This is a genomic window from Bacillus sp. 3255 (assembly GCF_031456485.1).
Taxonomy (GTDB): domain Bacteria; phylum Bacillota; class Bacilli; order Paenibacillales; family NBRC-103111; genus Paenibacillus_E.
In genome coordinates, this window is the sequence record NZ_JAVDUS010000022.1 from 105098 (window position 1) to 131333 (window position 26236).

Genomic DNA, 26236 nt, shown 5'->3' on the forward strand with positions numbered 1-26236 from the left:
TGCTCGCTTACAGCCAAGGCTTCAAGCCTTCCCAACTCACCTTCCAGCTTCCATCCTGCGGGAATCCCGGATTACCGCCCTCCGGTCCGCCCTCCCAGCCCGCAGCCATTATGGCGACGGCCGCCAGCAAGCCTCCGTTGCCCGGCAAGTACGCCGACAATCCGGGACGCTGGTAATTGTGGCCGTTCGTCAAATACGTGTTCTTCGCCGCATCCAGGAGCAGGAAGTCTACGGCCAAGTCCGGCTCGCCAAGCCGGGCCGCCGTCATGGCGCACATCGGGAAGTCCCAGCCCCATGCGGAGCCCCATTTCCAGACGTCCTTCACTTTCAGCAGCGTGCTCAGCATGACTTCGCGGTCGATCATCGTGCCTGGCAGAATGCCGAGCGCGCCGAGCATCGACGGATGATCGTGATTCTTGGCTGTGAACGTATCCGGGCACAGCTCGTGGGCCAGATATACCCCCTCCAGCTGCGGCGGCTGGGCCATGTTCGCAGCAACCTCCGCCCACTTCGGATCGGGCGTTTCCTGCAAAAGCTCCGCCCAGCGCACCGCAATCGTCAAGCCGTACTTCCAGTACTCGAGCTCGTAGGGCGGATTCTTACTGCCTGCAAGCGGATGGCACTCCTGCGCCGGAATTAGCGGGGGACCCAGATCGTAAACTCGCTTCTCTTCGTCCCAATGAGCGTAAGAGACCATGAAATCGGCCGATTCATAGACAATATCGCGGAATCGCTCCAGCATCTCCCTGGTCGGCTCCGCTTTGTAGCACAGCTCCGCAAGCGCTATCGGATGCGGCTGCTGCCAGATCAGCCCGGGCGCGACCGGCGAAGGGCAAGGCTTTCCTTCGTAATCGACCATTTTCGGCCAGCGGGCGCCTTCGTACCCTTGTGACCGTGCCAGATCGCGGGCAACCGGCAGGATGCGGGTATACCAATCCATGCTTTTCAGCAAAATGCTCGCCCGCCCCCATAGCGGGAAATGCGCGCCATGCCACCAATGCATCTCCAGGTGGGATTTGCCGAACCAGCTGTTGTACATAAGTCCCGTCTCCTGCGGCGGCAGGGAGCCTCCGCTGTGCATCGCGCACAGGAACTGCGACAGAACGACGCGCCGTTCCAGCTCGTAGGCCCGCGGGTCCGAACTGCCGGAGAAATCGATGGACGCCCCGCTCAGCCAGAATTGCTCCCAATAGTCTCCGCTTGCAGCGATCGTCTCTTCTACCGGCGGCGCCGATTGAGCCGCTTGCCGATCGAAGCTGACGGAAAATTCAAACAATTCTTCTTGCTCTACCGGAGGGAACAAAGTGAACTCATGCGTTCCGGTCCGTTCGAAGCTGCCGTCCTTCCAATTCCAGCGCACCTCATACCTGTCCTCATCCATCGTTCGGACCAGCAGCGCTTCCCCATGGCCTCCTTCGCGAATCTCGGTCTTATGCCGGTCATCGTTCTCCCAGTCCGGGAATACCGCTTTGGCCCAGCCGGTATTCGTCATATCCGGCGCCGGGAAACGAATGAAAGCCTGCAGCCGCCCTTGCGTCACCAGACTCGACCGGACACGCACTCCGATGGCATCCATGGTTGGATGACAAGCCGTCGTCACCTGAACCGGCACCCCCTGAACCGTATACGAACTGTTCAGCACGCCCGTCCACAGATCGAGCTGTTGGCTGATCTCCTTCACGTCGGCCGCATCCGCGACTTCGCCCGATTCCAGCAGGAAACGGAACGAAACTCGCCCTAGCTGCAGCCGGTGCGGGTTCATCCGCAGCCAGTGATAAGCCTCCGGGGTACTGCCGGGCTTCATCGGGTAGCCGACGAGTCTGCCGTGCGTTTCGAACATTTGATATTCAACATCCTGATCGGTGAAGCGATCGCGTCCGCCTGTATAATGCCATCCCCAGTTGGATTGCGTGCCAAGCGGCACTTCGTATTGTTCCGGGAAAGTCTGCAGCCCGGTGATATCGGCACTGAAAGCGAACTCGCCGTTACCGACGGAAAAAGGGGATAACGGATCCCATTTATGCAATTCCGGATTATGCCGTGTAATGATTTGTCGTCTGTCCATGGTTCCTCCTCATCTCATTGGCCCGGCAGGACGCCGCTCTATTCCAGCATAGCGTCCGTGCGGGTTCTCATCATATCCCGGTATTTGCCCGGGGTAATATTCTTGAATTTGCGGAAGCTCCGGATGAAGCTGTTCTCGTGCTGATAACCGACCATGACCGCAATATCCGAGATCTTATATTCGCTCTTCAGCAGCAGCTCGTCCGCACGTTCCAGGCGCAGCTGCGTCAAATAATTGTAGATGGTTTCCCCTGTTTCTTGCTTGAAAATCTGGCTGGCCAGGGAGCTGCTGATCCCTACCTCGTCGGCAATCTCGGGGATGCCGATCGCCTCGCTCAAATGCTGCTTCATATAATCGATCATGCGGTGGCATGTAATGAAATCCTTGCTTTGGATAAGCCGGTGGAAGCGCTGCACGAGCGGTAGGACCCGCCTGCTGAGTTCATCCTGAATGTCGCCCAGATGCAGCGTATCGAACCTCTCGAACGCGCTTTCGGCAGCCCCCTCGTCCTCCGCCTGCGACAGCTGCCCGATGCGCTCCAGCGCTGCTCGCAGGAACGTTAAAGCCGCTGAGGGATACCCGTATTGGCTTCGCACATCGGCGATTAGACGCTCGACCGCCTCCAACGAACCGGCCTCGTCCCCCGATTCAATCAACTGCGTCAGTTCATCCAGCGTTCCTTCATCCACAACCGTCTCCTTGACCTCATGCCCCGATACTTCATGGAACGGGATGATCTGCCCGTAGCCTTGGTAAAGCCGGTAGTGCAGGGCATTCTCCGCTTCCAGCATCGTCTGGCGCAGGCGTGCAATCTCCGTCTGCGGTGTGCTTACACCGGCCGAAACACTGAACTTGAGCAAGCTGGATACGACCTCGATCGATTCCTCCAGCTTGCGCTCAAGGTGGAGGCCCGCTTCAAGCGGTTGGAGCAAGATCGCCATCTTGTCTTTGCCGAAGTCGGCGCAGACAACCCGCCACTTCTGCTCGAACAGCTCGGCGGCAATGTTGGCGATTGCGAACTTGAGCAAGGATTGATCATCGCGGCTGTAAGAGCGGGACCATTCCTCATAACGGTCGATCGATAGAACGGCTACCGTCACCGGCTCGGCCGTCCATTCTCCGAAATAGCGGCTCCACTTCTCCTCGATGTCCCGTCTGCCCGTCAAGTTCCCTGTGTACATATCGTAAAGAAGCTTGGACGACGCTTCCGACATCGTCTCGCGGACAAGCTGGGACAGATGGGCATGGTTCGTGAGCAGCTCGCCCGCCAGCTTCTCCAGGTCGATGCCTTCGGGACTGAGCGACTTGCGGTCGTAAGCGCTGAACAGCTGCCTCAGCCTGCGGACCGGGCGGAAGGCGGCGGCATTGATGTAGAAAATCGTCGCGCAGCCAAGCCCCAGTGCAGCCACGGAGACGATCAATACGGCATTGCGTACCTTCTTGGACTTGGCCAGCAAGCTGTCCTGTACGACAATCGAAACGTATTTCCATCCTGTGACTGGCGAAACAAGTTGATTCACCAGCAGTTTGCGGTTCTGATGAGTAATGTCGCCGCTGCCGTCTTCCCGCAGCTCGGTGAGCGCCTGCCGGATCGACTCCTGATCGAAATCGTAATTGGAAACGGCATACAGAATCTCGTCATGCTCGTCGATGACGTACCGCATGCGGTCCAAATTGTTTAATACAGGAGGATTCAGCTTGGCGAACAGCTCCTCATCTTTGAGATTGACCGCGACTACGCCTTTGAGCTGCCCTTGAATCATAATTTTCCGGAACAGCGTAACCTCGGACCCTTTGCGCCCCGCTCCTTCCGGCACCTGACGCTTCTTGATCACCCTCAAGCCGCTGCCGAACTCTTCCGTCACCGAGGTCCAATCGGAGTCATCGAAGTTCACCTTGTTGGAGCTGTAGCCCTGCGGAATCGCGACGAAGCTCTCTCTGACCGTGTCATACACATAGATGCTCTTGATATACTTCGAATTGCTGATTAAGGTAGACAGCAGCTGATACAGCTCCGAGATATTGCCATACGAGTTTTGTTCCTCACTCGTCAGAAACGTATAAATATTCGCGTTCAAAGCCACCTGAATGGCGACATTATCGCTTTCTTTGATCACGTCATCGATCACGTTCATATTCAATTGAAGCAACTGGCGCTGCGGCTCGCTGAGCTCTTCCTGCAGCACGGATTTGGACGTATAGTAAGAGGTCAGGCTCACTGCCAAAATGATAAGAAAAACCGAAACGGTTAAAATGAACACGAGCCGGGTCTGCGTATGGGCCAGATTGTATTTCAACCACTTCATCATGGATTGTGTCACGTTGAGGTTCCCACCTTATAACAAGATCTTATTATTATAGCGCGATCCGCTCAATCGCGACACGTTCCGCCCGGCTTCTTATGCTCATCCCGTACCCTTATCAGATTGTCATCCCTAAACTGTTCATCATGGCCTGCGTTTCGATCCCGGCAAGCAGCACGATGCCGATCCCATGCGTGTCATTCAAGTTCCAGCCGAGGTCATGCTTATAGTAGGCATTCGAATAGGACCAGCTGGAGCCTTTGCACACGCCGTACAGATTGCCGCGTTTATCGATGGCGCGCGAGCACAAGCCGATCCATCCGGCGATTACCGCCTTCGTATAGACCTGCGGCTCCGGCAGCCATCCGTGGCGTACGCCGAGCGCGAAGCCGTACATGAACATTGACGTACAGGACGCCTCCTCGTACGATTCCGGATCCGTCAGTACCTGATGCCACAAGCCGTTCTTGCCCTGCAGCCGGAGATAGCCCTCCGCCAGCTCTTGATAGAAGCGAAGAATTCCCTTGTAGTTGGCATGCCCCTTCGGCAGCGCCTGCAGCAGGACGGCGAGCGAGAAGAATACCCAGCCGTTCCCCCGCCCCCACGTTGTCAGCGACGGTTTGCCACTGCCGACGTCATAGACGTGGGACATAATTTGCCGCTGCGGCATATATAAGTACTTTTTGTACAACAGCATTTGACGGGACGCTTCCTCGACATATTGTGAATCCCCGGACAACTCGCTATAGCGGCATAGGAACGGTACGCTCATATACATGTCATCGCACCACATCGTGTTATGCATGCTTGGCGATACGCCGATGCGGCGGTACAGCGTCCCGTCCTCCAGGCGGTCTTGCACGTTCATGATGTAATCGGCGATGTCCTCCGCAACCGCGCGCGCCCCCGTCAGCTGCCGCTGCCGGTCCGCAAGAATCGCCAGCGCTCCGAAGGAGCCGCAATCATCGAGGCTGTCGATGTGCGACAGCTGATTATTCAAGCCCGCTGCTCCGAAATGCTTCCGGTCCCAGAGCGAATACGCATAGGTTGAAGTAGCGAACTCCACGTGGCGGGTTACGTATTCCGCGATATCGGCTCGTGCGAGCAGACGGCTCGTCTCGAGCAGCCCGTTCAATGTCACGCCCAACGGATAATTCCAACGGCCGAATAGCTCGTTCTCGAGGAAGGGGCGAACGTAAGCGCCCGGTTCATCCGTCGTCCAGAACACCTCGCCAGCAGGTCCGCTCGCCACCGTATCCATGCGCATATAAGTTTCTGCGCGAACTGTGCTGTCCGCGGCTAACGGTCCCAAATGCAGCCATTCCCCGGCATAGCCGTGAACCTTGACCGGCGCGAACAGCGCTGCATTCGTCAAATCCCCCAGCAGCCCGAAGCCCCAGCCTTCATCGCCGCAGGTGCTGTATGCCACCAGGCTGCCGCTTCGCCGGCACGCTTCCAGGTTGAAGCTGAACGTGCCCGCTCCGGCCGTTTCATAAACCGTATGTCCGTTCCAGACGAAGGTTACCGGACCGTAGGCGGTCCCCGAGACGGTAACGGGACCGGTCATCGCCGGATCGACCCGGACGGATGTCCAAGAGATCGCCTTCATCCCGGGAAGCAAGCCGTAGAGCCGTTCAAGGCGGCCTTCTCCGGGATTGCCGGAAGCTCGCAAGGGCAGCCAAGATCCTGTGCCTGCGGCCGCTTCCGCCTGAGCTGCAGCGGGAATCGGTACAAGCGGTCCCTCCATCGGAGCCGTATGAATCCACCCTTCCTCGCCCTCACGTTCTAAGGAAGGCGCAAGGAAGGCATACGGTTTATTTTTGCGGTTACCGGTACCGAACTCAGCTCCGCTGCTCCCGTCAGCCCGTCGGCCAAGCTCCAGCACGAAATGGTTCCAGCCCCGGACAAGACCGATCTTCAGCTTGAGCGGCTGCGCCCCTTCCGCTTCCTCCTCCAGGGCAGAGCCGAAGCGCTGCTCCCCATTGTGAAACAAGCGGACGGGACCGAAACAACGAAGAAGAAATATAAACTCATGCGGCTCCTCGATCCACAGCTTCGCCCAAGCATAAACCCGTTGATCCGCACGCATCTCCGGAAACATGCGGTCGATCGGAAACGAATACGAGTGGTTATCCAGCTTGCGGATTTCGCTCGCCCGCGTCACCCTGTATACCGGGCCGTGAGGCGGATGCTCGCCGATATAACGCTGCGCCATGATGGTCAGCACATGAGGAATGTCCGTGCCGTTCGTTTGGGCGGCCATGCTTTCTTCCGGATCTATATAACGGGTTAAGGAAGTCGTCACCTGCCGCCCCCTCCTTTGCCGCTCAGACTGCGTTCAAGCTGAGGCAAGCCTCCGCCCAGCACTTCCGCGATAGTCACCGGCCGGTGTTCCTTCACCGATCGCCACACGGCTTCGCCGGTCGCAACCGAGTAAGCGCCGTCTACGGCTCCGGACAGAATCCGGTACGGCCGCCGGCGGTCTTCGCCCATGAACAGATCCTCCAGCAGCAGCGGATCTCCCCCTCCATGCCCGCCTTCCCGGTGTACGACATGGATCGTTTCCTTGGAACCGAATAGCGGGAAGTAATCGATCGTCTGCACCGGCGTCGGGAATGGCGTCCGGCTCGGCATATGATACTCCACCGACTCGATTCGGCCCTTCGTGCCGTTAATGGCCAGCCGGTATCCCTCGTACGGCAGGGAGAAGTTGACCGAATAGCTGAGGAGAGCGCCGCCGTTGTACCGAACCGTTGCCGTGTACGTATCTTCGATATCAATCTGCGAATCGAAGATGCATTGATCCGGCCGGTAATCGGAGTAAGGAAATTTATTTTTCACCGCACCCAGCGAACCGAGATGGTCGTCCTGTACTTGCAGGTTCTTACTGCGCGCATTCCAACGCGAATAATAATCGCATTCTTCCGTCAGCTCGCAGGTGCTGCAGAACCGGCCGTCTTCCTTCTTCGGATTCGCTTCCCCTTCCGCTCCGTAATAGTTCAAGGCGCCATAGGAGAACGCCTCGACAGGCTGCTGCCCGATCCACCAGTTCACCAGATCGAAGTGGTGCGTACATTTATGAATGGATAATCCGCCGGACAGCTCTCGGACCCGATTCCAGCGTTTGAAGTAACTGGAGCCGTGATAGGTGTCGAGGTACCAATTCAGATCAATCGACGTGATCCGGCCGAGCTTGCCTTCCAGAATCATTTCCTTGATCTTCGTATGGATAGGCGCATAGCGGTAATTGAACGTAACGGTAACCTTTCCCTTGCTGGCCTGCTCGGCATCCGCCACCCGCCTTGCGTCTTCACCCGTTGTCACCATCGGCTTCTCTGTGATTACATCCAGATCATGTTCAAGGGCCGCAATGATATATCTCGCATGCGTATCGTCCCGCCCTGCGACGATGATGACGTCCGGACGCGTTTCCTTCACCATCCGGTCAAATTCGTGCTCGCTATAGGTACCGATCTCCTGCTGCTCCGGAAATCTGGACCGGAACAGCTCGAAGCGAGCCTGATCGCGATCCAACAAGCCGACCAGCTCACAGCTGCCGGAGAACGTCGATAGAATCGGCTTGGCGAACATCCCCAATGCCCGGCCGCTAACCCCGCAGATTGCATAGCGCTTTTTCATGAAATTCCATTCCTTTCCATGCCATCCGTAATGTTATCATTGCCAACGTGCTTGCAGCGCGTCAGGGCCCGCCAGAGGCCAAGCAGGCTCTGCAGCGGACCTCGCGCCGGTCTTCACACCGTTACTTCTTCACCTTCGCGTACCATTCCTGGACGCGCTGCGTGACCTTGTCGCCGCCCGCTTTATTCCAACGGTCGACGAACTCGTCGAATTTCTCCATCGGCCATTCGCCGATCACGATTTTGGTCAAGTATTCCTGGAACAGCTTGTGCGATTGAATATCCGGGAAGCCCTCGTACACGGTGTTCGGCAATCCGTCTCCCGCAATGCGGCGGGCATCGGCTGTATTGACGGTGAACATATCCTGCACCATCTTCTGCATGTTCTCCGGAATCGTTTCCTTAATCCGAATGTCCATATCCTCTTTGGTCGTCAGATTGCGCATGCCCAGGGCAAGCGGACGGCTATCCTCCGGCGGCAGCAGCACTTTCTTGCCGTTCACGACTTGGTGCTGCAGTCCTTCGATGCCGAAGCGGATGAATTCATCGTTGCTCTGATCGTAGAAGAAGTCGAGCAGCTTCAGGGACGCTTCCGCCTTGTCCTTGGCACTGGACGGGATAATCCATTCCGGCTCGCCCATCGTCTTCATCGTGACGAAGCCTTGGTAGCCCTCTACTTTCGGTATCGGCATGCCGACAATATACGCATCAGGCGCTCCCTTCAGCATCGCGGTATAACGATCGCGCACATTGGCCGGAAGGTGGTACCAGCTGCCGACCAAATTGTTGTTGATTTTGGCCTGCCAGACGTCGCCTTTATTCAGGAACGTCTCATTATCCAGCAGCTTCTCTGCATACAGCTCACGGATGAAACCGATGGCCGCCTTCATATTCGGCGTAACGCCCGCATACTGAATCTTGCCGTCGTATACGTCCCACTCCGGACTTCCTTCCCACATGGCGACTCCGTAGATCCCGAACAAGTGGTCCATCCACTTGCCGAACTCCCGGCCCGAAGTCGGCAGCTCGTCCTTCACGCCGTTGCCGTTCGGATCCTTATCGCGGAACGCCTTCAGCACTTCCTTGTATTCGGCTACCGTCTTCGGCATGGGCAATCCGACCTTATCCAACCAATCCTTCCGGATCATCGGCGCCCGCTCGGGAACGAGGAATACCTTCGGCACATAGTAGATATGGCCGTCCGGCGATGCCGAACGCACGACGTCCCACGCCTCCTTCGGCACGTTCTTCCATACATTCGGTGCGTACTTCGGCAGCAAGTCCTCCAGCGGCAGCGCGCCGCCCTGCTTGATCAGCGTCTGCTCGATCCCGCCGATCGGGCGCAGAATATCCGGCAGATCGTTCGATGCGATCATCAGATTCAGGAACTCCGTCGGTTCGGAGCCCGGAGGCGTCGTTGTCAGTTGATATTCGACCCCCGTCTTCTCCGCTACATATTTGACATGCGCGTTATTGGCATCCGGGATGGTGCCTACGCCCATATGACTTTTGAATACTTTCACTTGAACCAGCTTGTTGCCCTGCTCGCCGCCCTGCGCGGCGGGTGCCTTGTCCCCTTGCTGCGAACAGCCCGCAAGCACGGTGACCGCGAGCAGCGACGCCGCTGCTGCCGTCAGCGCAACCTTTTTACCGAATAAACGTTTCTTCATGCATGTAACCTCCCTTTTTAGTGGCACGTCAACGTAGGATTGCAATTGCTTATATGAAGCCTCTATGGCTTGATACCCGCTGCTTTGTTACTCCTTCAAGGACCCCAGCATCGAGCCTTTGACAAAGTACTTTTGCAAGTACGGATACACCAGAATGATCGGTACCGTCGCGAATAAAATAGTTGCCGCTTTCAGAGTCGTCGTATTAAAGTCGTAGTCGCCCAGGAACAAATTCACGGCTGCCAGCTCTTCCGGCGACTGCAGATAGGCGCGAAGCTTCATTTGCAGCGGCCATTTGTTCGGATCTCGGATGAACAGGACAGCCCTTTGGAACGTATTCCAATACCCGACCGCATAAAATAGGGAAACCGTCGCCAGCACGGGCTTGGACAGAGGCAGGTAAATCCGGAACAGAATGCCGGCGTCCGTACAGCCGTCGATGCGCGCGGAATCGTCCAGTTCAGCGGGAATCCCCATGAAGAACGTACGAATAATAATCATGTTAAATGTTCCGATCAATCCTGGCAAAATAAGCGACCATAGCGAGTTCATCATGCCCAGCTCCCGAACCGTCAGAAAAAACGGAATCATCGGGGCGTTGAAGATCATTGTAATAATGATGCCGAGCATCATCGGCTTGCGGATCAGGAATTCCTTGCGGGATAACGGGAACGCGGTTAAGACCGAGAACAGCATGCTCAGCAGCGTACCGACAACCGTAATGTAGGCCGTCACCCCGAAGGCGGTCCATAATCCTTTATTTTGCATGATGTGGACCCATGAGGCCCAAGTGAATTCTACGGGAAGCAGGAACACCTGCTTCGAATCGGCCGCGATCGGCGAGCTGAGCGATACGGCCAGCAGATGGATAAGCGGCATCAGCATCGTGGCGGCGGCCGCAACGAGAAACATATAGTTCAACGCTTGAAATACCTTTTCACCGTATGTCTGCTTCATCACCACAACCCCTGTTCTGACTTTCTCGCCATCCGGTTAAAGATCCACAGCAGCACGAAGCCGATGACGGATTGGAACAGCCCGATCGCTGTTGTAACGCTGTACTGGCCTTGAAGAACCCCTGCACGGTAGACGTAGGTCTCAATAATATCGCCTACGGAGTACGTCATTGGCGTCAATAGATTATAAATCTGGTCAAACCCAAGCTCCAGGAAATTGCCGATATGCAGCAGGAACAGCACGAGAATCGTTGGGAACAAGACAGGGAGCGTAATATGAAGCGTCTGCTTCCAACGGTTCGCCCCGTCCATCACGGCCGCCTCATACAAATTCGGATTGATGCCGGCAATTGCGGCGAGGTAGATGATGGTCCCCCAGCCGACCTCTTTCCAAATTCCCGATAGCACGACAATGGTGCGGAAATAGCTCTGCTGCTGCATAAACAAGACCGGCTCGAGACCGAACCATCCGCGTACCATGTTAGCCACGCCTTGATTGGACAACAGCTCGAACACGATGCCGCCTACAACGACCCAGGATAAGAAGTGCGGGAGATAAAACATGCTCTGCACGACCCGTTTGACCAGCATCAGCCTCACTTCATTGAACAGCAGGGCCAGAATGATAGGCGCCGGGAAGCCGAACACAAGCTGATAGGCGGCTATCGTGGCGGTGTTTCTTAATACATGGTAGAAGTCCTGGTAGGTGAAGATGAATTTGAAATTGTCGAACCCTACCCACGAGCTGCCCAAGATTCCCTTGAAGATCTGATAGTTCTGAAAAGCGATCGCACTCCCCATGAGCGGCACGTATTTAAAAATAATGTAGTATAAGAGCCCGGGGATGATCATTAGATACAGAACCCAATGTTTTCGCATATTCATCAGATACCGGTTTTGCGCGGACTTCGAATGTGTCAATTCTCTATCTGCGATCCCGGCCTTCGCTTCTGTATACAGCTTTGCCACTGTCGCAAACCTCCTTCACGTCTAGTACCGCCATCTTACCCGCCGGGGCGCTTGGAATACAATCGTTCAATCCTCTAGGACATGAACCGATCCGCGAATCGGCTGATTCCCTGCAATTCGTAAGTGAACTGGAGGATAGGTTGATGCCCCGAACACCGATTCTGCCTGGGATTTGCACATAGCCTGCATATAGGCGGCCGGTATATAAGATTATCTTGCATAGAGGAATTGTTGATGTGTTGGAGCATTTGTTTATTCGAATTAATGAACCATTCTCATGTGAATCGCGCTCATTTGGCCATCCCGTTTGAACCAACAAGAATCCGGTTATCCTATTTCTCAGGTGCCGGACTTTTGGTATACTGGGAACAAACCAACTAGAAATGGGTGTCGAGTGTTGAAAAATGAAGATATGCTTGCGGTGCTGAAGGCTCTCTCGAATGAGACTCGTCTCAACATCCTGTGCTGGCTGCGGGAGCCGGAGAAGCTGAACATGAAGCTGCCGAACGTTATCAAAGAGGAGTTCTCCGGCGGTGTCTGTGTGGGAAGCATTCAGGAAAAGTCCGGCCTGGCGCAGTCGGTCATCTCCTCGTACCTCTCTTCCATGCAGAAAGCCGGATTGCTGGAGTCCCGTCGCTATGGTCAATGGACCTATTACAGGCGCAACGAAGAAGCGATCGCCGCCTTCTTGGAGAACTTCGCCGCGGGGCTGCAGGCCAAAAAGGACTAAGGATTACTCCACGGTCTGCTCTGTAGTGCTTGCATTTCACCAAGTTAATCTATATATTTGTATATACAGATTAATAAATAACCTTTTCATTTATAGGAGGAGAGAATATCATGACCCTATCCCAAACATCCAAGGCTTTGTTCAAGCCTTTTGAAGGCGGCCGTCTGCAGCTCGACAACCGTGTTGTCATGGCGCCGATGACCCGCTCCTTTTCGCCGAATGGCGTTCCAGGTCCGAACGTAGCCGGATATTACCGCCGGAGGGCGGAGAATGCCGTCGGCCTCATCATCACGGAAGGAACCGTTATTAACCATCCGGCTGCCGCCGCCGATCATGGCGTGCCGCACTTTTACGGGGAGGAAGCTCTGGAAGGCTGGGCGCGCGTCGTCCGGGAAGTGCACGCAGCCGGCGGCAAAATCGCTCCGCAAATCTGGCACGTCGGTACGGCCCGCTCGAGGGAGAAATTCCCGGATTCGAATGCCGCTCCGATCGGGCCGTCGGGTCTGAGCCTGACCGGCGAACAGGTATCCGAGCCGCTGACCGTCGAGGAGATTCGCGGTCTCATACAGGCGTATGCCCAAGCAGCGGCCGATGCGAAGCGTATCGGATTCGATGCGGTGGAGATTCACGGTGCGCACGGTTACCTCATCGACCAGTTTTTCTGGGACGTGACCAACAAGCGGACGGATGCCTATGGCGGCGACTTCGTTGGCCGCACCCGCTTCGCGGTCGAGGTTATCGAAGCGGTAAGAGCCGCGGTCGGTCCCGACTTCCCTATTATTTTCCGCTTCTCCCAATGGAAGCCGGTCGATTACAGCGCGAAGCTGGCCGCGAATCCGGAGGAGCTGGAGCGCTTCCTCGCCCCGTTGTCCGCGGCAGGCGTCGATATCTTCCACGCCTCCACGCGGCGCTTCTGGGAGCCTGAGTTCGAGGGTTCCGACCTCAACCTGGCGGGCTGGACGCGCAAGCTGACCGGGAAGCCGGCGATTACCGTCGGCTCGGTGGGGCTGGACTCGGATTTCACCTCCTTGTTCTCGGAAGGCAAGGGCGGGCAGGCAGCCGGTCTCGATAGCCTGATCGAGCGTCTGGAGCGCGGCGAATTCGATCTCGTCGCCGTCGGCCGCGCGCTGTTGACCGATCCGGCCTGGGCGGTCAAAATTCGCGATGAGCGCACCGACGAGCTGCAGCCTTTCACCCGGGAGGCGCTGGGCACGCTGAGCTGATTCACGCGGAATCCCGGATTCTCAGCCGGCCGGGTTACATGCAATCATAAGCAGATGACGTCAGCACTTGCTGATGCATCCCTTCGAAGGGCAGCCATCCGGCTGCCCTTTTCTGCTGTTCGTACAAAAGGTCGATTCAGCCTAATATTTTGATTGAAAGCGCTTATATTCCCTTCCGCATCTATCCCTATAATCGTTACGTGAGCTAGAAAGCTGCAACTGAAAGGGGCGGATAAGGCACTCAATCCATCATGCTTGGTCAGGTTGATCGTTAGGCAATGGAAATGAAAATATGGGATAAGAAGGTGTACGTGAATGAAGTGGCTGTCCTCATTACTGTCTATGGTCCTCATTAGCTTAACTTTAATCCCGGTTGTTCATGCGGAGAATGCTGCCGTTCATGTTAACCGAGCTTCTACGGAGCAACAAGCCGAGAAATTTAAAGATTTGATAGATTTGCCGCAGGAAACGAAAGCCAAATTGGATTCGTTGATTCAGGACGGTGTATTCAACGGAGTTTCGGACGATAGGTTCGGCTTGAACGATAAAATGAACCGCGCGCAGTTCGCCAAGGTTGCCGCCATCATCTTCGCCCTGCCGGTCAATCTGTCGGCTGCCGCATCGTCCTTTGCCGATGTCCGCTCCGACGACCCGGCTAACGGCTACGCCCTCCCCTACATCGAAGCGTTACTTGCGGCCGGACTTACGAATGGCGTCGACGAAGAAGGCAAGCTGTACAATCCGGCAGGGCAAGTCACCCGGCAAGAGCTGGCAGCGTTCTTGATCCGCGGGCTGAAGTGGAAGGATACCGGTGTTGCGCCGATTGCGGACAGTACGGTGGATGCCTGGGCACAAGGCTATGTCGCGCTGGCGCTTCAGAATAAGCTCATGACGAACGTAGCCGTGGGGAGCTTCGGCGGCACAGCCCCCTCCACCCGGAAGACGCTTGCTCTCGCCGGCTTCGCAGCCAGACAGGCTTATCAGAGCAAGGCGAGTCCTGTCTCCGGCAGTCCCGCCGCAGCCGAGAGCCTGCCCGCGGGTATTACGGTGCTGCCCACTAAGATTGAACTCGATAATGCCGTTAAGCTGAGCGCAGGAGATGCTTATTATGATGCGGACGGGCATATCTCGACAACGGGGCAGCCGCCGGTGATCGGTCTGAAAGTGACGGGGCCGGACAATTACGAATTTACCCTGAGTCAGATTGAAACTCTCTACAGCAGCGGTTATATCGATATATCCGCCGCGGGCGGCATCGTTCTCGATCAGCCGGCCGTCGGTCAAAGCTATGCGGGACTTGGCAAAATTGTCGTCAAAGAAGTGACTGCGGAGGGCGACGCCTCGATCACGGCCAGCCTTACGCATGTGGGCGATGCCACGGCGAGCCGGACGTTTACCGTAGCGCCTATGCGCATTCCTGCGAGCGTTGAGGTGAATGCCAAAGAGATGGTCGTGCTCGCCGAGAATGAACAGCCGCAAGGCCTCGCTTTTACGATCAAAGACCAATATGGCCAAGCATTCCGTGCGGCTTCTTCCCAGGATCCCAACCGTTATCTGATAGCCTATAAACTGGAGAGAATATCCGGCGAACCCGGTCTGCAAAGCGCCGGGGAGTTCTTCGAGTCGCCATGGAGCGATGGCGCCGATCGCAGCGTCCTGACTTGGCAGCTGCCAGTAGACAAAAGCGGCGATTTGTATAAATTTATGTTCAAGTCCCTTCAGAAGCCGGTAGGCCCGGAGGGCTCCCATTATCAACTTACAGCTTCTGTCGTCAAGCAAGACACCGCTGAAGCGATAGCCTCGGCGACGTCTTCCTTAGAGATTTACAACTGGAAGGATTATGACCCTTTCATGAAATACGAGCTGGATATGCTCGATGATCATTTTGCGGCAGGCCAATATTTATTCGAACGCCATTCACTAGGCTCTCCGGATGATGTCGCCGCGCTGAATGCCAAATATCCTTATTACGGGAAAGAAATTAACATTATCGCTTCCGATGACAAAAACCGGAGAATCGATATCACCAAGGTATTCAAAGACAAAGCCGGCAAGCCGATTTCCGTCGTGCAGCAAGTATCCCCCGATACGAAAGATGCGATTATGGCCGCCCCAAGCGTGAATACGTCCGGCATTCCGGTGTACAAGGCGTACGGCATCCAGCCGACGGAGCTATTCAACGTAGACGTAACGTTCTATACGCCAAGCGGATTGAAAACATTAACCAAATACCAGGTGACCGTTGACGGCGGCGTGCCTGTCGCGAAAGCGGTGGCGCTCAAAAATACGGCGCTGCAATTCAATTTAAACACCGTATATACAATCGTCAAATCAGACGGTACATCCGAACAAATCAGAGGCTCCGACTATCTCGCAAGCAACCCTTATGTATGGGAGTTTCTCAAATTCAGCGACAATCTCGGGCAGAGTGTGAAATACGAAAGCGGCTTCTTCAAATATTTCGTTCAGTCCACCGATCAGTTCGGCTACAAATACCAGAACACCAGCGATGGCGGCATCACGGATTTCGTGGATAACCTCGATCTGCTGAAGGTCCAAGTGGCCATTGATACGGATAACAAATATCCGCCTAAGTGGAGCGTGAAAGACGCGACCTTACAGGATAAAATCTGGATTGACGACAAGTACAGGCTGCATTATGAGCCTGCTGCCCGCAAAGCCGACGGCTCCTTCGACTATTCGAAGAAAACGTTGCAAAGCTTCAGCATCGAGCTCATCACACCCTCGCAACAACGGTCGTGGTGCAACGTTACATTAGGCTATTAAGAAAAATAGACCTGCCAATGACGCCCTCTCCCATACCGGAAGGGCGTCTTTCCTTGCTCAAACGCCTATCTTTTTCAGCCGGTTTTTATTGCGTCGGCGGTAACGTTCATGCTACTGTGAGATGGACTCAATTAACCAACACAAAAGGGTATGGCGATATGAACGAACTTTTCATGGATTTCTTAACGATTCTGCTCCCTACTTATTTCTTTTTCTATATGGCCGTCACATTAATACATCGAAATATGAAGAGTATGCTGAACCGGATTGCTGCCGTACTCATGCTGGCTTTTCAATTTTATTTCCTAGGGGAATATATCAAAACGTCGCTGCTGCCCCAGTATCAAATGCAGATCGTCCTTTATGGGAATAGCCCGATGCTTCTGTTAGTCATCTGCTGCTTGGTCCACCTCAGCATGCTCATCGGCGGCCCCGCTGCATCGCCCTTGAAGCGATGGCTGCCTCTCGTTTACGCCGCACCCTACACGTTGTGGATGATTTTTCTGATTACCAAGGATCATCGGGTATTATACAATGCCGCCGTGACGGATGGGCGAAGTCCGCTCGATCCGCTCTTTCTGCTGCTTACCGTTCTCTTCGTGGCGGGCTATATCCTGATTTCGGTTGTGATCCTCGCCGTTTCCTGGTACCGGGTTCGCGAACCAAAGCATAGGACCATTCTTCGTTCCTTGCTGCTCAGTTTATTTATGCTTTTTGCCTGGTTTGTCCTGGTCACCTTTCTCCTGCAATCGAAGCTAACCACTTCGCGGAATGCGATGATCTTATTTTTCATCGGTTATTTATTCTGGGGAATTATACTTCGCCATTTGATTGGCAAATATGACATTATGCCGGATTACCGCAAGCTGTTTCACATCCTTTTCCAATCGGCTCCTACAGCCATTCTGCTTCTGGACCCTAAAGGGACCGTTAAGGAAATGAATCCAAGAGCCACACAGTGGCTGGAAGGAATCCCTGCCCCCGACATCGTGAGTTATATCCAGTTCGAAGACAGACTGAGTCTGGCCGACAGGTTGGCACGGGTTGAACGGGAGAATGAAGCTCAATGGGAAGCTCGAATGGTTAATCCGAATAAAGGCGATATGGATCTGATCATCGGCCTTGAATTGCTGGAAGAGACCGATGAGAAACTGTTCGTCATGCACCTGACCGACGTTACTTCGCTGAAGGATACGGAACGCAAACTTCTGGAGTCCGAGCAGCGCTACAAATATTTGGCCCACCATGACTCACTGACAAATTTATACAATCGCGCGGCCCTTCAGGAGCAATTGCTGCAAAAAATAGCGCATCGCGAATCTTTTGCCCTCATCATGATCGACTTGGATCAGTTCAAACCGATTAACGATACATACGGACATTTCGTTGGAGATCTTTATCTGAAGCATATTGCTCATCGTTTGGAAAATAGCTCCCGGCCCGATGATCGGATAGGACGTATTGGCGGGGACGAATTCGTATGGGTCATTTCATCTGCGGAAGATAGTGAATTAGACACCATGATCCATAGAGGGTTGTCCCTCCTGGATAAAATTCCCTTCCGGCATGAGGGGATTGAAATTCCGATTTCGTTCAGTGCCGGCTTCAGTCTGTCCCCTAGAGACGGTACGGACCTTGACACCTTAATGAAGATCGCAGATGAGGCTATGTACAAAATGAAACGCGCCAGAAAGCAGCTGCCTGCTCCGGCACCCTGGAATTGAGCAAATCGAAAATCCCCAGAACAACTTGTTCCTGGGGATCTTCTGCTGCCCGTATCTTCGCGGAAACGGTCACATCATGGGTTGCACGTTTCACATCCGCTGTTCCAGCGTTCGTTCCAGACTTGCAAGGACTTGCGGATAACCCTCGATCAATTGACGGAACGTCTCCCGCCTCGCCGACAGCAGCACCGATCGCCTCGTTGCGCGTATAGTAGCGGTTCGGGGAATTCCCCTCAGCAAGGCGATTTCGCCGAAATGATCCCCGTCCTGCAAGGTGGCGACCCGAGCCTCTCCGCCGCCTGGCGTACGCTTAAGAACTTCGACCTGACCGCGCACAATAATATAAAACTTATTCCCTTCGTCTCCCTCACGGACGACGAGGTCATTCGCTTGAAAGACCTCCGTTGCGAACAAGCCCGCAATATGATGCAGCAACGACGTATCGATCCCTTCGAAGAACGAGATGCGCGACAGCCGTTCCGCTTCCACCTCGGCATGCAGTCCGTCATCCGACAGTCGGAAGCCGTGCTGCTTCTCCCACAGCTTGCTATACAGCCCTTTGAGCTGCAGAAGCTCATCGTGCGTCCCCGATTCCACGACGCGGCCTCTGTCAAAGACATGAATACAATCGGCGTCGACGACGGAATCCAGCCGATGCGTGACGGATACGATCGTCCGATCCGGCCGGAGCCGCTGAACCAATGCATGGATCTCCGCTTCGGAAGCCGGGTCGAGCGCGGCTGTGATTTCGTCGAGCAGCAGCAGCTTCGGGCTCCGCAGAAGCGCTCGGGCGATCGATAACCGCTGCCGCTCCCCGCCGGACAAGGAAGCTCCGTTCCCGTGAATCGCCGCATCGTACCCGTTCGGCCAGCGGAGGATGACATCGTGAATGTTCGCTTGCGCCGCGGCTTCTCCGATCTCTTCTTCCGTCAGTCCGGTTCGATCCAGGACCAGGTTGTCCCGAACCGTTCCGTGGAAGAAGAACGCGTCCTGGGACACAAGCGCCGTCGCGCCGCGGAATGACGCTTCATCGATCTCGAACAGATCGATGTCGTTCAGCGTTACAGCGCCTTCCTTAGGCTTGTAGAAGCGAGCAAGCAGCTGCAAGGCCGTGCTCTTCCCGGAGCCGCTCGGCCCTACGAACGCGGCGTAGGTCCCTCCCGGGATCGTGACCGTAACGTCATGCAGCTGCAGCGCGTCCTCCCCGTAACCGAAGGAAACGCTGTCTAAGCGGAGACGCTGCAGAACCGCCGGCATCCCCTTCGGCTGAACCGGTTCGTCGAGCACCGGCTCGTCGAACACTTCGCGAACCCGCCGGTAGCTTACGCCCGATTCGATAATAGCCGGGATGATCGTAGAAAGATTGGTGGCCGATTGCCCGACGTTCAGAAACAGCGTGAAGAAAGCCATGAAGCCGCCGACGCTCAGCTCGTCTTGGAAGATGAGAGACCCGCCGTAACCGATCATAATCCCGTTCAATAGCAGCAGTACCGTTAACGGTACGCGTTCCATCAGCGCGTTCACACTCTGCAGCTTCACTCCGAACGTAAACAGTTCGTTGATTTGCTCGCGGGCTTTCTCTTGGAAACGGCGCTCTTGATGCAATCCCCTTATCGTTCTATGACCTTTCAACGTTTCGTCGATCGTGTTCGCGAAGCGCTCCTGCGCTTCCTTGTACGACAGATTGGCGTTCTCCGCACGGCGCGCGAGCAATCGCGGACTTAGGAACATCAGCGCGGAAGCGGCAAGCACGGCAACGGTCAGCTTCCACTCAAGCGAGAAAAGCAGCACTAATCCGATAGCTACGCTGAAGGTCTCCCTGAGAAAGTAAGGGCTCAACAGGCGAACGGTCCGCTCCACGGCATGCAGATCGTCTGCGAATCGGGTCATCAGATCGCCGATGCGGTACCGCTGGTAGAACGATAGCGGCAGACGCTGAATATGGGTATACAAGTCGACCCGAAGCTTGCGAACGATGCTCGCGCTCAGCCGGCCGATCGCGTAATCCCCCGCCAAATTGGCGCAAACATTGAGAGCTCCTCCTATGATTAATAACGTTAAGATTAGTACGAACATATGCACATTCTTTTGCAAAAAAGCGCCGTCCACCATAAATTTCAAACTGAGCGGAGCTGCGACTGTGTAAGCCGCCTCTGTCAGAACGCCCGCCAGGAATACGCCGCCAAGAAGCTTGTACGACGCTGCCAGTCGAAACATTTCTCGTATAAAATGCAAAATCAGCGCCCCCGTATCCAACCAATTGGCAAACTCTGTAGTATTTACTTTACCATACTAATAATCTATCATCTAAACAAATTTTTCTCCCCGTCCGTTGACATGCGAATAAGACCGCCGATGGGTCGTCCGGCAGTCTAAGGAAGTCGTACAATCGATTAAAACTCGATGTTTTTCAATACTTTTGCAGGATTGCCTCCTACGACAACATTGGCAGGGATATCTTTCGTCACAATGGCCCCGGATGCTATAACCACATTATCGCCAATGGTAACTCCCGGGTTAATGACCGCCCTGCCTCCTATCCACACCTGATTGCCGATCGTCACAGGCTTCCCGAATTCTGCCCCGGAGGCTCGTTCCAACGGATTCAGCGGATGAGTGGCTGTATATATATGAACGCCTGGAGCCAATAAACAATTTTCACCGATACGAACTTCACATACATCCAGAATCACACAGTCGAAATTGGCGTAAAAGTTGTTGCCTACATGAATGTTGTAGCCGTAATCGCAGCGGAACGTCGGTTCCACATACAGGCTCGGGCCGGTTGAACCAAAAAGCTGTTTGAGCAGCTCTACACGTCTCTCATACTCCGTTTCCAGCGTTTCATTCAATAAGCGCGTCCATTTCCGGGCATTTTCACGATCCTTCGTTAATTGCGGGTCGGACGCCTGATAGAGCTCTCCGGCTAACATTTTCTCTTTCTCGGTTCTCAGATCCATGTGCAGCTCCTTCCTGTCTATTCAACTTTTTTGGTTAAAATGATTTCCAATGGCTCATTCTCGAGCAAGAGACACCCGGAGTCGCGATAGCCTAATTTTCTGTAGAAGTGCTGCGCTTCCTCATTGGCCAGGGTAGAGGTCATCACCCGTTCAACCCCCTTCTCTTTCATCGCACGTTCCCAAAAAAGGACGGCTTGTTTCCCCATCCCTTGGCGCCTATAGGGTTCATCGATCCAAATCAAATTCATAAACGGCGTGTTATCCCAGAAGTATCCATACCGCAGGAAGCCGATATTCATATCTGCATCGTCACGCAGGAGGTAAATCTCGTTTCCCTTAATTTTATGTAAGATCAGGTCTTTCAAAATATGAGGATCATGCTCTTGGATATACGCATAGTCCAAATGACTTGCAGCTACGATTTTCACCTCTAGATCCCTCCTGGTCTTCTCGTTAGCCATCGCGATATCCATATTTTAACACAAAAACGATCCGATACATCCGATTACGCCGGCCTGATCGCCGCAGATTGTGAAAACTTTAGGACCTTAATCTTCAAAAACAGCAGCAGGCCGCCAGTACCGGCAGCCTGCTGCTTATGTTAAATAATGGTAGGTACCATCCCCCCGTCCATACGGATGGCGGAGCCTCGAAATGCAGACGCATAAGGGCTGCATACGAAGGCAACCAGCCTGGCTATTTCGGAAGGCCTGATAAACCGCTGAATTTCCGATTGGGGCAGGTTGGCAGCCATAAATGCTTTCTCTTTCTCGGCAAATGCCCTATCATCAGGAAATAAATGATCAATAATTTGATATACATTCTCGGAAAGCGTCGGTCCCGGCATGATTGCATTGGACGTGACGTCCGTTCCCGCCGTTAATTTAGATAAGCTTTTGGATAGCGAAAGCAACATCGTTTTGGTCACGCTATATTGAGGCATTTGTCCTGAAGGCATAACCGCCTCTTCACTTGCGATAAAAATGATTCGTCCGTCATTGTTCTTCAACATTTCAGGCAAATACCATTTAGATAATCCATTAGCCGCAAGGACATTCGTCCGAATGTATCTTTCCCATACTTCATCGTCAACGTCCTCATAGGACATGATTTCATAAATCCCCATACTGTTAACAAGAATATCGACACGGGGATATTTCCGGCATAACGCTTCTCTTTGCTCCCTATCCACAAGATCCGCGGTTGCATTCTGAGGCAAGGTGGATGGAAACTCCGCCTTCAGCTCAGCTACCGTTCGTTCTACCTCTTCATGATTTCGCCCATTAATGAGAACATGAACCCCTTCCCTGGCAAGTTCGATGGCAATCGCTTTCCCTATCCCTCTTGTCGATCCCGTTACTAAAGCTGTTTTGTTCTTTAATCCCATATCCATACCCGATGTCTCCTTTGCTGTCTTCAAGACTTCTGCGCCCCGAATAGAGATCATATTACTTTGTCTGGATCGTTCAGTAACTAGCGTGCGGCGCCAAATTTCTAGTTCAACACGCCATCATTCATGCCGCCACCTTAAAGAGGGTGTGGGTTGGAGCCGATTCGTTCTACACCAGCGGGTGTGACCTTACGACCTTACGTATGCGGAACGCCAATTGGCAGGAGTATCCCCTTCCCATAGGCGGAAGGCGCGGTAGAAGGAGTTCTGGTCCGTGTAGCCAATTAAGAAAGCCACTTCTTTAAGTTCCAGCTTGGGATCTTTCAAATATTCCAGCGACTGCTCATGCCGGGCCTGTGTCAGCAGCTGCTTGAACGTTGTCCCTTCGTCGGTAAGACGGCGCTGCAAGGTACGATTGCTCATGCCCAGCTCACGAGCCACCGCCCGCATGTCCAGGTGTCCTCCGGACAGGCTGCGCTTCAGTATCCACTTGACCATCTCCGGAACCGGACGGCTGCGATGTTCATCCAACGACTGGTCCAATATGGGCGTCAGAACCTCCAACAACTCTTGGTTGTACGATGTAAAAGGTTGCTCCAGATCTCTTCGATGCAGCGTCAATCGGTTCACGGCTGCTCCGGCCCGGACAGGACACCCGAAGTAAGCCTCAAGTAATTGGATATCGTCCATCGGTTGAATAAATTCCACGGATCGCGCCGTCAACGGCTTGCCCGTCCCCCGCCGGCCAAGCTCCAGAAGGAAAGCCAGCGTGGCACCGGTGAGCACTGGCGGCCCCGCTTGTTCGCTGCGCATCCAAGCCAATTCGATTGTACAACGCTCACCCTCTTCGGTGATACGCAAGCTTTCCGGAGGGCACAGTTGTTTGTACCGCGCCATTCGGTTAAGAGCATCGCGATAGTCACGGGCATGGTACGTCGCCAGGACGGTCGGCGGGTATTGTGTCGTTTCAAACACGTTAACAAGCTTGACGATGCCGATGGCCGTGCCGCCAATTAGGTCGGCATAGGCTTGCCAGATGCTGAAATATTCGGCGGATGTTACCGCGGCTTGTTCGGTGATTAGGGATAGCGGCAGCTGCGCTTTGCGAACTACGTCGTGCGGGGAGATGCCCAAGTGCTGTAAGCCCGCCCAAAACCCGTTCGGAAACTTGATACGTTCGAATTTCATGCCGAATGGATCTCCTTATGTATCTTACTAATTGCTCTACTCCAGTCTATACGAAAAGTAAAGTAAATAAAAAGAAGACCCGCAGCAAGGCGGATCTCCCTCATTCGATTTATTTCCCGGACGCTTAGCTCAAGCCGGCTTTGTTCAACCCGAATGCTGCATCTGCAGAGCCCGGTACCGTCTTAAAGGCAACGTTGACTCTATTCCAAGCGTTGATCGCCATGACCGAGAACGTCAGATCCGAGATTTCTTTCTCCGAGAATTGACCGCGAACGCGCTCGTACAATTCGTCCGGCACGCCATGTTCCGGCAGCTTGGTCAAAATCTCGGTCCATGCGAGTGCCGCCCTTTCACGCGGAGAGAACAGCGTCGATTCGCGCCAAATCGAAGTGTGATAGAGGCGAAGCTCGCTCTCGCCATGCATCTTGGCTTGCTTGACGTGCATATCCAGACAGAACCCGCACCCATTCATTTGCGAAGCGCGGATGTGCACAAGGTGAAGAATTTTCTCTTCAATTGCACTTTCCTTCTCGGCGTTGCTGAATTCCATCATCTTTTTGAAAAGCTCCGGGGATTGCTGCATATAATTTAAACGCTGTGTCATGATTAGATTCCTCCAATTTTTAATTAGTTATTATTTCGAAGACACTAATAAGACAAATGGGGTCTTCCATCTGTGACACTTTGGCAGACATTGCTTCTTCACTATTTCGATCATTCGTCTGAATATTGACTTTCGTATGTAGAAGTAGCTTCGAACGGTCTGACTATTGTAAGCAACGGTATCGAGAATTCGAACGATATGCTCGCTATTCGCTGCAATCGTCTGCTTCAGTTGAGAGATGCCCCCTTGCATATAATTGCTATTGTCACGCTTAACCACGTCCACAGAACGAAAATAATTCGTTACCATGATGAGAAGCATCGTAACGACAATTAACGTAGTTAATAAGTTGCAAGAAATTCTACCGAAATTATTCGGGCCTGTCCATGGATTTCAATTAGGTATATGGCTAAGAAATTTCTCGTAGCGGCGATAATTCTGATCCGCCGGGTTACGGCAGCCAGCTTACTGCTCGGCCGCTGCGGCAAGGCTTTGTGCTTACGGCATAGCAGGCATCGCCGTAATTGGTGTATCGCGCTGCCTCGCGAAGCTAACGGACACTAGGAACGTTATTGCCCCGTAAATCGTCTCATCCGGATTCTAGCGGACACCAAGAACCTTATTTGCCGATTTCAAGACAAAATCAGAGCCAAACGGGACAAATAACCGCACTGGTGTCCGTTAGAACCCGCGTCCCGCCCAAACTCGGCAAATAACGGCCACTGTGTCCGTTAGCCACGCCAAAAATCCGCCCTCCAAAATGCCGGAGTGCGGACCATGGCTGCCCGGCTAGGCGGTTGTTGATCTTCCGGTTCGGACCTGCCGCAACCGCGCAGTACAATACAGCCGGCCGGCCGTTCTCGAACAGCAGAGATGGCTTTGCAAACTTATTTTCGGATTACGCCAAGCCCGTCTTTCGAGACTTCTCCCCCATCAAAAAAGGAACAGCTGCCCTATGGCAAACTGTTCCTTCTTCTCTTTCAAAATCATATATCCGCTAACTTAATACCGTGTTGAATACCAGTCCAGCACACGCAGGGCGCGAAGAGTGTTCCAGCGGCTAGGCTCGCCTTCCGCACCCTCCATGTCGAAGTGCACTCGGTCGGGATGAACGTTCTCCAGCGGCCACATCCCGTTATGATCTTGTTTCTTCGCCACCAGACCGACGGCCTCGGCAACCCGTTCATCGGGTTCGACACCGGCGCTGCGCAAGTAATCCAACCCTCGGAGCACGTCGTAATGCCACGTAGTCGGGAACGAGAACCGCGTCCAGTCGGGATCGATGACTTCACCGGATGACAGGGACCTCAGCATACGACGCTCCAGCATATATGCCTGTGCCCGGGCGCGGGCTTCGGTGACAGCAGCCGTTGCGCCCTTCGCCTTCTCGTACTCCAATAGTCCCTCCAAAATACAAATGGTGCTGTGGAACGAGGAACGCCGGCTTTGAGGAGCGTCGCAATTCCAGCCTCCGTCCTCCAACTGCTCGCTGAGGAGCCGGTCGACCAACCGGTCACTTGCCTCTCCGAAGTACGCACCGACACCAAGGATCCACCCATTCACGCAAGGCTCGGTCTCGCCGTCGAAGTATGGCAGACCGCCCATTTGCTGCGGCCAGATGATATGCTCGCGCACAAGGCCGATGGATCTGCGGGCTTCCTCACCCGACGGGTCGAGGCCCAAATCCTTCAAGAGCAGCAAGGTGTAGCTCGTGCACAACCAGTTGCGTGCGTCGGCGTCACCGCCCCAGTTGCCCTTGGGGGATTGCAGGTCAAGGACCCGTGCGCCCCAGCCCTCCGAGGCAACCCGGGACCTCTCTGCAGCAACAACGTCATCGGGCTCCTTGGTCAGATCACGCATCACTTGCCAACGAATCGCAGGGTCCCCGTCAAGCAGCCACGCGATGACCGATTGCTTCGGCTCGGTGATCGGCCATTCGGAATCTTTGGCAGTCATCTCATTTCATCCTTCCTTAGGTTAAGTTTCTGCTCTGCATCCTCTCCAGCAGTTTTCGACTGCCGGTAAATAT

19 protein-coding genes are annotated in these 26236 nt (G+C 54.3%); 5 read left to right on the top strand and 14 right to left on the bottom strand.

Features of this window, described 5'->3' with window-relative positions:
* Positions 1-7: 7 nt before the first annotated feature.
* From J2X61_RS28670 to J2X61_RS28700, 7 genes are all read right to left on the bottom strand, one after another.
* Entirely contained in the window at positions 8-2065 is a 2058-nt protein-coding gene (locus J2X61_RS28670) for a glycoside hydrolase family 65 (protein WP_310192872.1), read from the bottom strand.
* Between the two features lie 38 nt (positions 2066-2103).
* Positions 2104-4386 carry a helix-turn-helix domain-containing protein gene (locus J2X61_RS28675; RefSeq protein ID WP_310192874.1) on the bottom strand — a complete coding sequence of 761 codons (2283 nt, stop codon included), beginning with the start codon at positions 4384-4386 and terminating at the stop codon, positions 2104-2106.
* 100 nt (positions 4387-4486) lie between these two features.
* Complete coding sequence (locus J2X61_RS28680) at positions 4487-6673, bottom strand: glycoside hydrolase family 88/105 protein (protein ID WP_310192877.1); 2187 nt, start codon at positions 6671-6673, stop codon at positions 4487-4489.
* Positions 6670-8007, bottom strand: a complete 1338-nt coding sequence (locus J2X61_RS28685; RefSeq protein WP_310192878.1) for a Gfo/Idh/MocA family protein — start codon at positions 8005-8007, stop codon at positions 6670-6672. The genes J2X61_RS28680 and J2X61_RS28685 overlap by 4 nt, the downstream gene beginning before the upstream one ends.
* A gap of 121 nt (positions 8008-8128) precedes the next feature.
* Positions 8129-9676 (bottom strand): extracellular solute-binding protein, encoded by a 1548-nt coding sequence (locus tag J2X61_RS28690; protein ID WP_310192881.1) that lies wholly within the window; start codon positions 9674-9676, stop codon positions 8129-8131.
* 87 nt (positions 9677-9763) lie between these two features.
* Positions 9764-10633 carry a carbohydrate ABC transporter permease gene (locus J2X61_RS28695; RefSeq protein WP_310192884.1) on the bottom strand — a complete coding sequence of 290 codons (870 nt, stop codon included), beginning with the start codon at positions 10631-10633 and terminating at the stop codon, positions 9764-9766.
* Positions 10633-11517, bottom strand: coding sequence for an ABC transporter permease (locus tag J2X61_RS28700; RefSeq protein WP_274472819.1), 885 nt, complete (start codon positions 11515-11517; stop codon positions 10633-10635). Before J2X61_RS28700 ends, J2X61_RS28695 begins: the two co-directional genes overlap by 1 nt.
* Before the next feature lie 496 nt (positions 11518-12013).
* Between J2X61_RS28700 and J2X61_RS28705 the strand changes: the two genes are divergently transcribed.
* The 4 genes from J2X61_RS28705 to J2X61_RS28720 all read left to right on the top strand — a co-directional run bounded on the left by J2X61_RS28705 (position 12014) and on the right by J2X61_RS28720 (position 18065).
* A complete protein-coding gene (locus J2X61_RS28705; RefSeq protein WP_274472818.1) occupies positions 12014-12331 on the top strand; it encodes an ArsR/SmtB family transcription factor in 318 nt (105 codons plus the stop codon).
* 110 nt (positions 12332-12441) lie between these two features.
* Positions 12442-13554: an NADH:flavin oxidoreductase gene (locus J2X61_RS28710; RefSeq protein WP_274472738.1), complete on the top strand. Its 1113-nt coding sequence runs from the start codon at positions 12442-12444 to the stop codon at positions 13552-13554.
* A 342-nt stretch (positions 13555-13896) separates the two neighbouring features.
* Positions 13897-16341, top strand: a complete 2445-nt coding sequence (locus J2X61_RS28715) for an S-layer homology domain-containing protein (RefSeq protein WP_310192887.1) — start codon at positions 13897-13899, stop codon at positions 16339-16341.
* A 158-nt stretch (positions 16342-16499) separates the two neighbouring features.
* Positions 16500-18065: a GGDEF domain-containing protein gene (locus J2X61_RS28720; RefSeq protein ID WP_310192889.1), complete on the top strand. Its 1566-nt coding sequence runs from the start codon at positions 16500-16502 to the stop codon at positions 18063-18065.
* Positions 18066-18155: 90 nt separating this feature from the next.
* On the opposite strand, the gene J2X61_RS28725 is transcribed toward J2X61_RS28720, so the two are convergent.
* From J2X61_RS28725 to J2X61_RS28750, 6 genes are all read right to left on the bottom strand, one after another.
* On the bottom strand, positions 18156-20282 hold the full coding sequence (locus J2X61_RS28725) for an ABC transporter transmembrane domain-containing protein (RefSeq protein WP_310192892.1): 2127 nt from the start codon (positions 20280-20282) through the stop codon (positions 18156-18158).
* Between the two features lie 176 nt (positions 20283-20458).
* Positions 20459-21019 carry a maltose acetyltransferase domain-containing protein gene (locus J2X61_RS28730; protein WP_274472817.1) on the bottom strand — a complete coding sequence of 187 codons (561 nt, stop codon included), beginning with the start codon at positions 21017-21019 and terminating at the stop codon, positions 20459-20461.
* 23 nt (positions 21020-21042) lie between these two features.
* On the bottom strand, positions 21043-21453 hold the full coding sequence (locus J2X61_RS28735) for a GNAT family N-acetyltransferase (RefSeq protein WP_310192894.1): 411 nt from the start codon (positions 21451-21453) through the stop codon (positions 21043-21045).
* Positions 21454-21626: 173 nt separating this feature from the next.
* Entirely contained in the window at positions 21627-22418 is a 792-nt protein-coding gene (locus tag J2X61_RS28740; RefSeq protein WP_310192897.1) for an SDR family NAD(P)-dependent oxidoreductase, read from the bottom strand.
* 186 nt (positions 22419-22604) lie between these two features.
* Complete coding sequence (locus J2X61_RS28745; RefSeq protein WP_310192900.1) at positions 22605-23603, bottom strand: AraC family transcriptional regulator ligand-binding domain-containing protein; 999 nt, start codon at positions 23601-23603, stop codon at positions 22605-22607.
* A gap of 124 nt (positions 23604-23727) precedes the next feature.
* Positions 23728-24207 (bottom strand): carboxymuconolactone decarboxylase family protein, encoded by a 480-nt coding sequence (locus tag J2X61_RS28750; protein WP_274472731.1) that lies wholly within the window; start codon positions 24205-24207, stop codon positions 23728-23730.
* Positions 24208-24612: 405 nt separating this feature from the next.
* On the opposite strand from J2X61_RS28750, the gene J2X61_RS28755 reads away from it, so the two are divergent.
* Positions 24613-24771, top strand: coding sequence for a hypothetical protein (locus J2X61_RS28755; protein ID WP_274472730.1), 159 nt, complete (start codon positions 24613-24615; stop codon positions 24769-24771).
* A gap of 438 nt (positions 24772-25209) precedes the next feature.
* Here J2X61_RS28755 and J2X61_RS28760 read toward each other — a convergent pair whose 3' ends face one another.
* Positions 25210-26163 (bottom strand): prenyltransferase/squalene oxidase repeat-containing protein, encoded by a 954-nt coding sequence (locus tag J2X61_RS28760; protein WP_310192904.1) that lies wholly within the window; start codon positions 26161-26163, stop codon positions 25210-25212.
* Positions 26164-26236: the final 73 nt, after the last annotated feature.

Coding starts and splice junctions, on each gene's coding strand:
- J2X61_RS28700 (WP_274472819.1), bottom strand. CDS start 11,517: ATGAATATGCGAAAACATTGGGTTCTGTATCTAATGATCATCCCCGGG.
- J2X61_RS28670 (WP_310192872.1), bottom strand. CDS start 2,065: ATGGACAGACGACAAATCATTACACGGCATAATCCGGAATTGCATAAA.
- J2X61_RS28685 (WP_310192878.1), bottom strand. CDS start 8,007: ATGAAAAAGCGCTATGCAATCTGCGGGGTTAGCGGCCGGGCATTGGGG.
- J2X61_RS28740 (WP_310192897.1), bottom strand. CDS start 22,418: ATGGATATGGGATTAAAGAACAAAACAGCTTTAGTAACGGGATCGACA.
- J2X61_RS28710 (WP_274472738.1), top strand. CDS start 12,442: ATGACCCTATCCCAAACATCCAAGGCTTTGTTCAAGCCTTTTGAAGGC.
- J2X61_RS28760 (WP_310192904.1), bottom strand. CDS start 26,163: ATGACTGCCAAAGATTCCGAATGGCCGATCACCGAGCCGAAGCAATCG.
- J2X61_RS28755 (WP_274472730.1), top strand. CDS start 24,613: ATGGCTAAGAAATTTCTCGTAGCGGCGATAATTCTGATCCGCCGGGTT.
- J2X61_RS28690 (WP_310192881.1), bottom strand. CDS start 9,676: ATGAAGAAACGTTTATTCGGTAAAAAGGTTGCGCTGACGGCAGCAGCG.
- J2X61_RS28750 (WP_274472731.1), bottom strand. CDS start 24,207: ATGACACAGCGTTTAAATTATATGCAGCAATCCCCGGAGCTTTTCAAA.
- J2X61_RS28725 (WP_310192892.1), bottom strand. CDS start 20,282: ATGTTTCGACTGGCAGCGTCGTACAAGCTTCTTGGCGGCGTATTCCTG.
- J2X61_RS28705 (WP_274472818.1), top strand. CDS start 12,014: ATGCTTGCGGTGCTGAAGGCTCTCTCGAATGAGACTCGTCTCAACATC.
- J2X61_RS28745 (WP_310192900.1), bottom strand. CDS start 23,603: ATGAAATTCGAACGTATCAAGTTTCCGAACGGGTTTTGGGCGGGCTTA.
- J2X61_RS28715 (WP_310192887.1), top strand. CDS start 13,897: ATGGTCCTCATTAGCTTAACTTTAATCCCGGTTGTTCATGCGGAGAAT.
- J2X61_RS28695 (WP_310192884.1), bottom strand. CDS start 10,633: ATGAAGCAGACATACGGTGAAAAGGTATTTCAAGCGTTGAACTATATG.
- J2X61_RS28720 (WP_310192889.1), top strand. CDS start 16,500: ATGAACGAACTTTTCATGGATTTCTTAACGATTCTGCTCCCTACTTAT.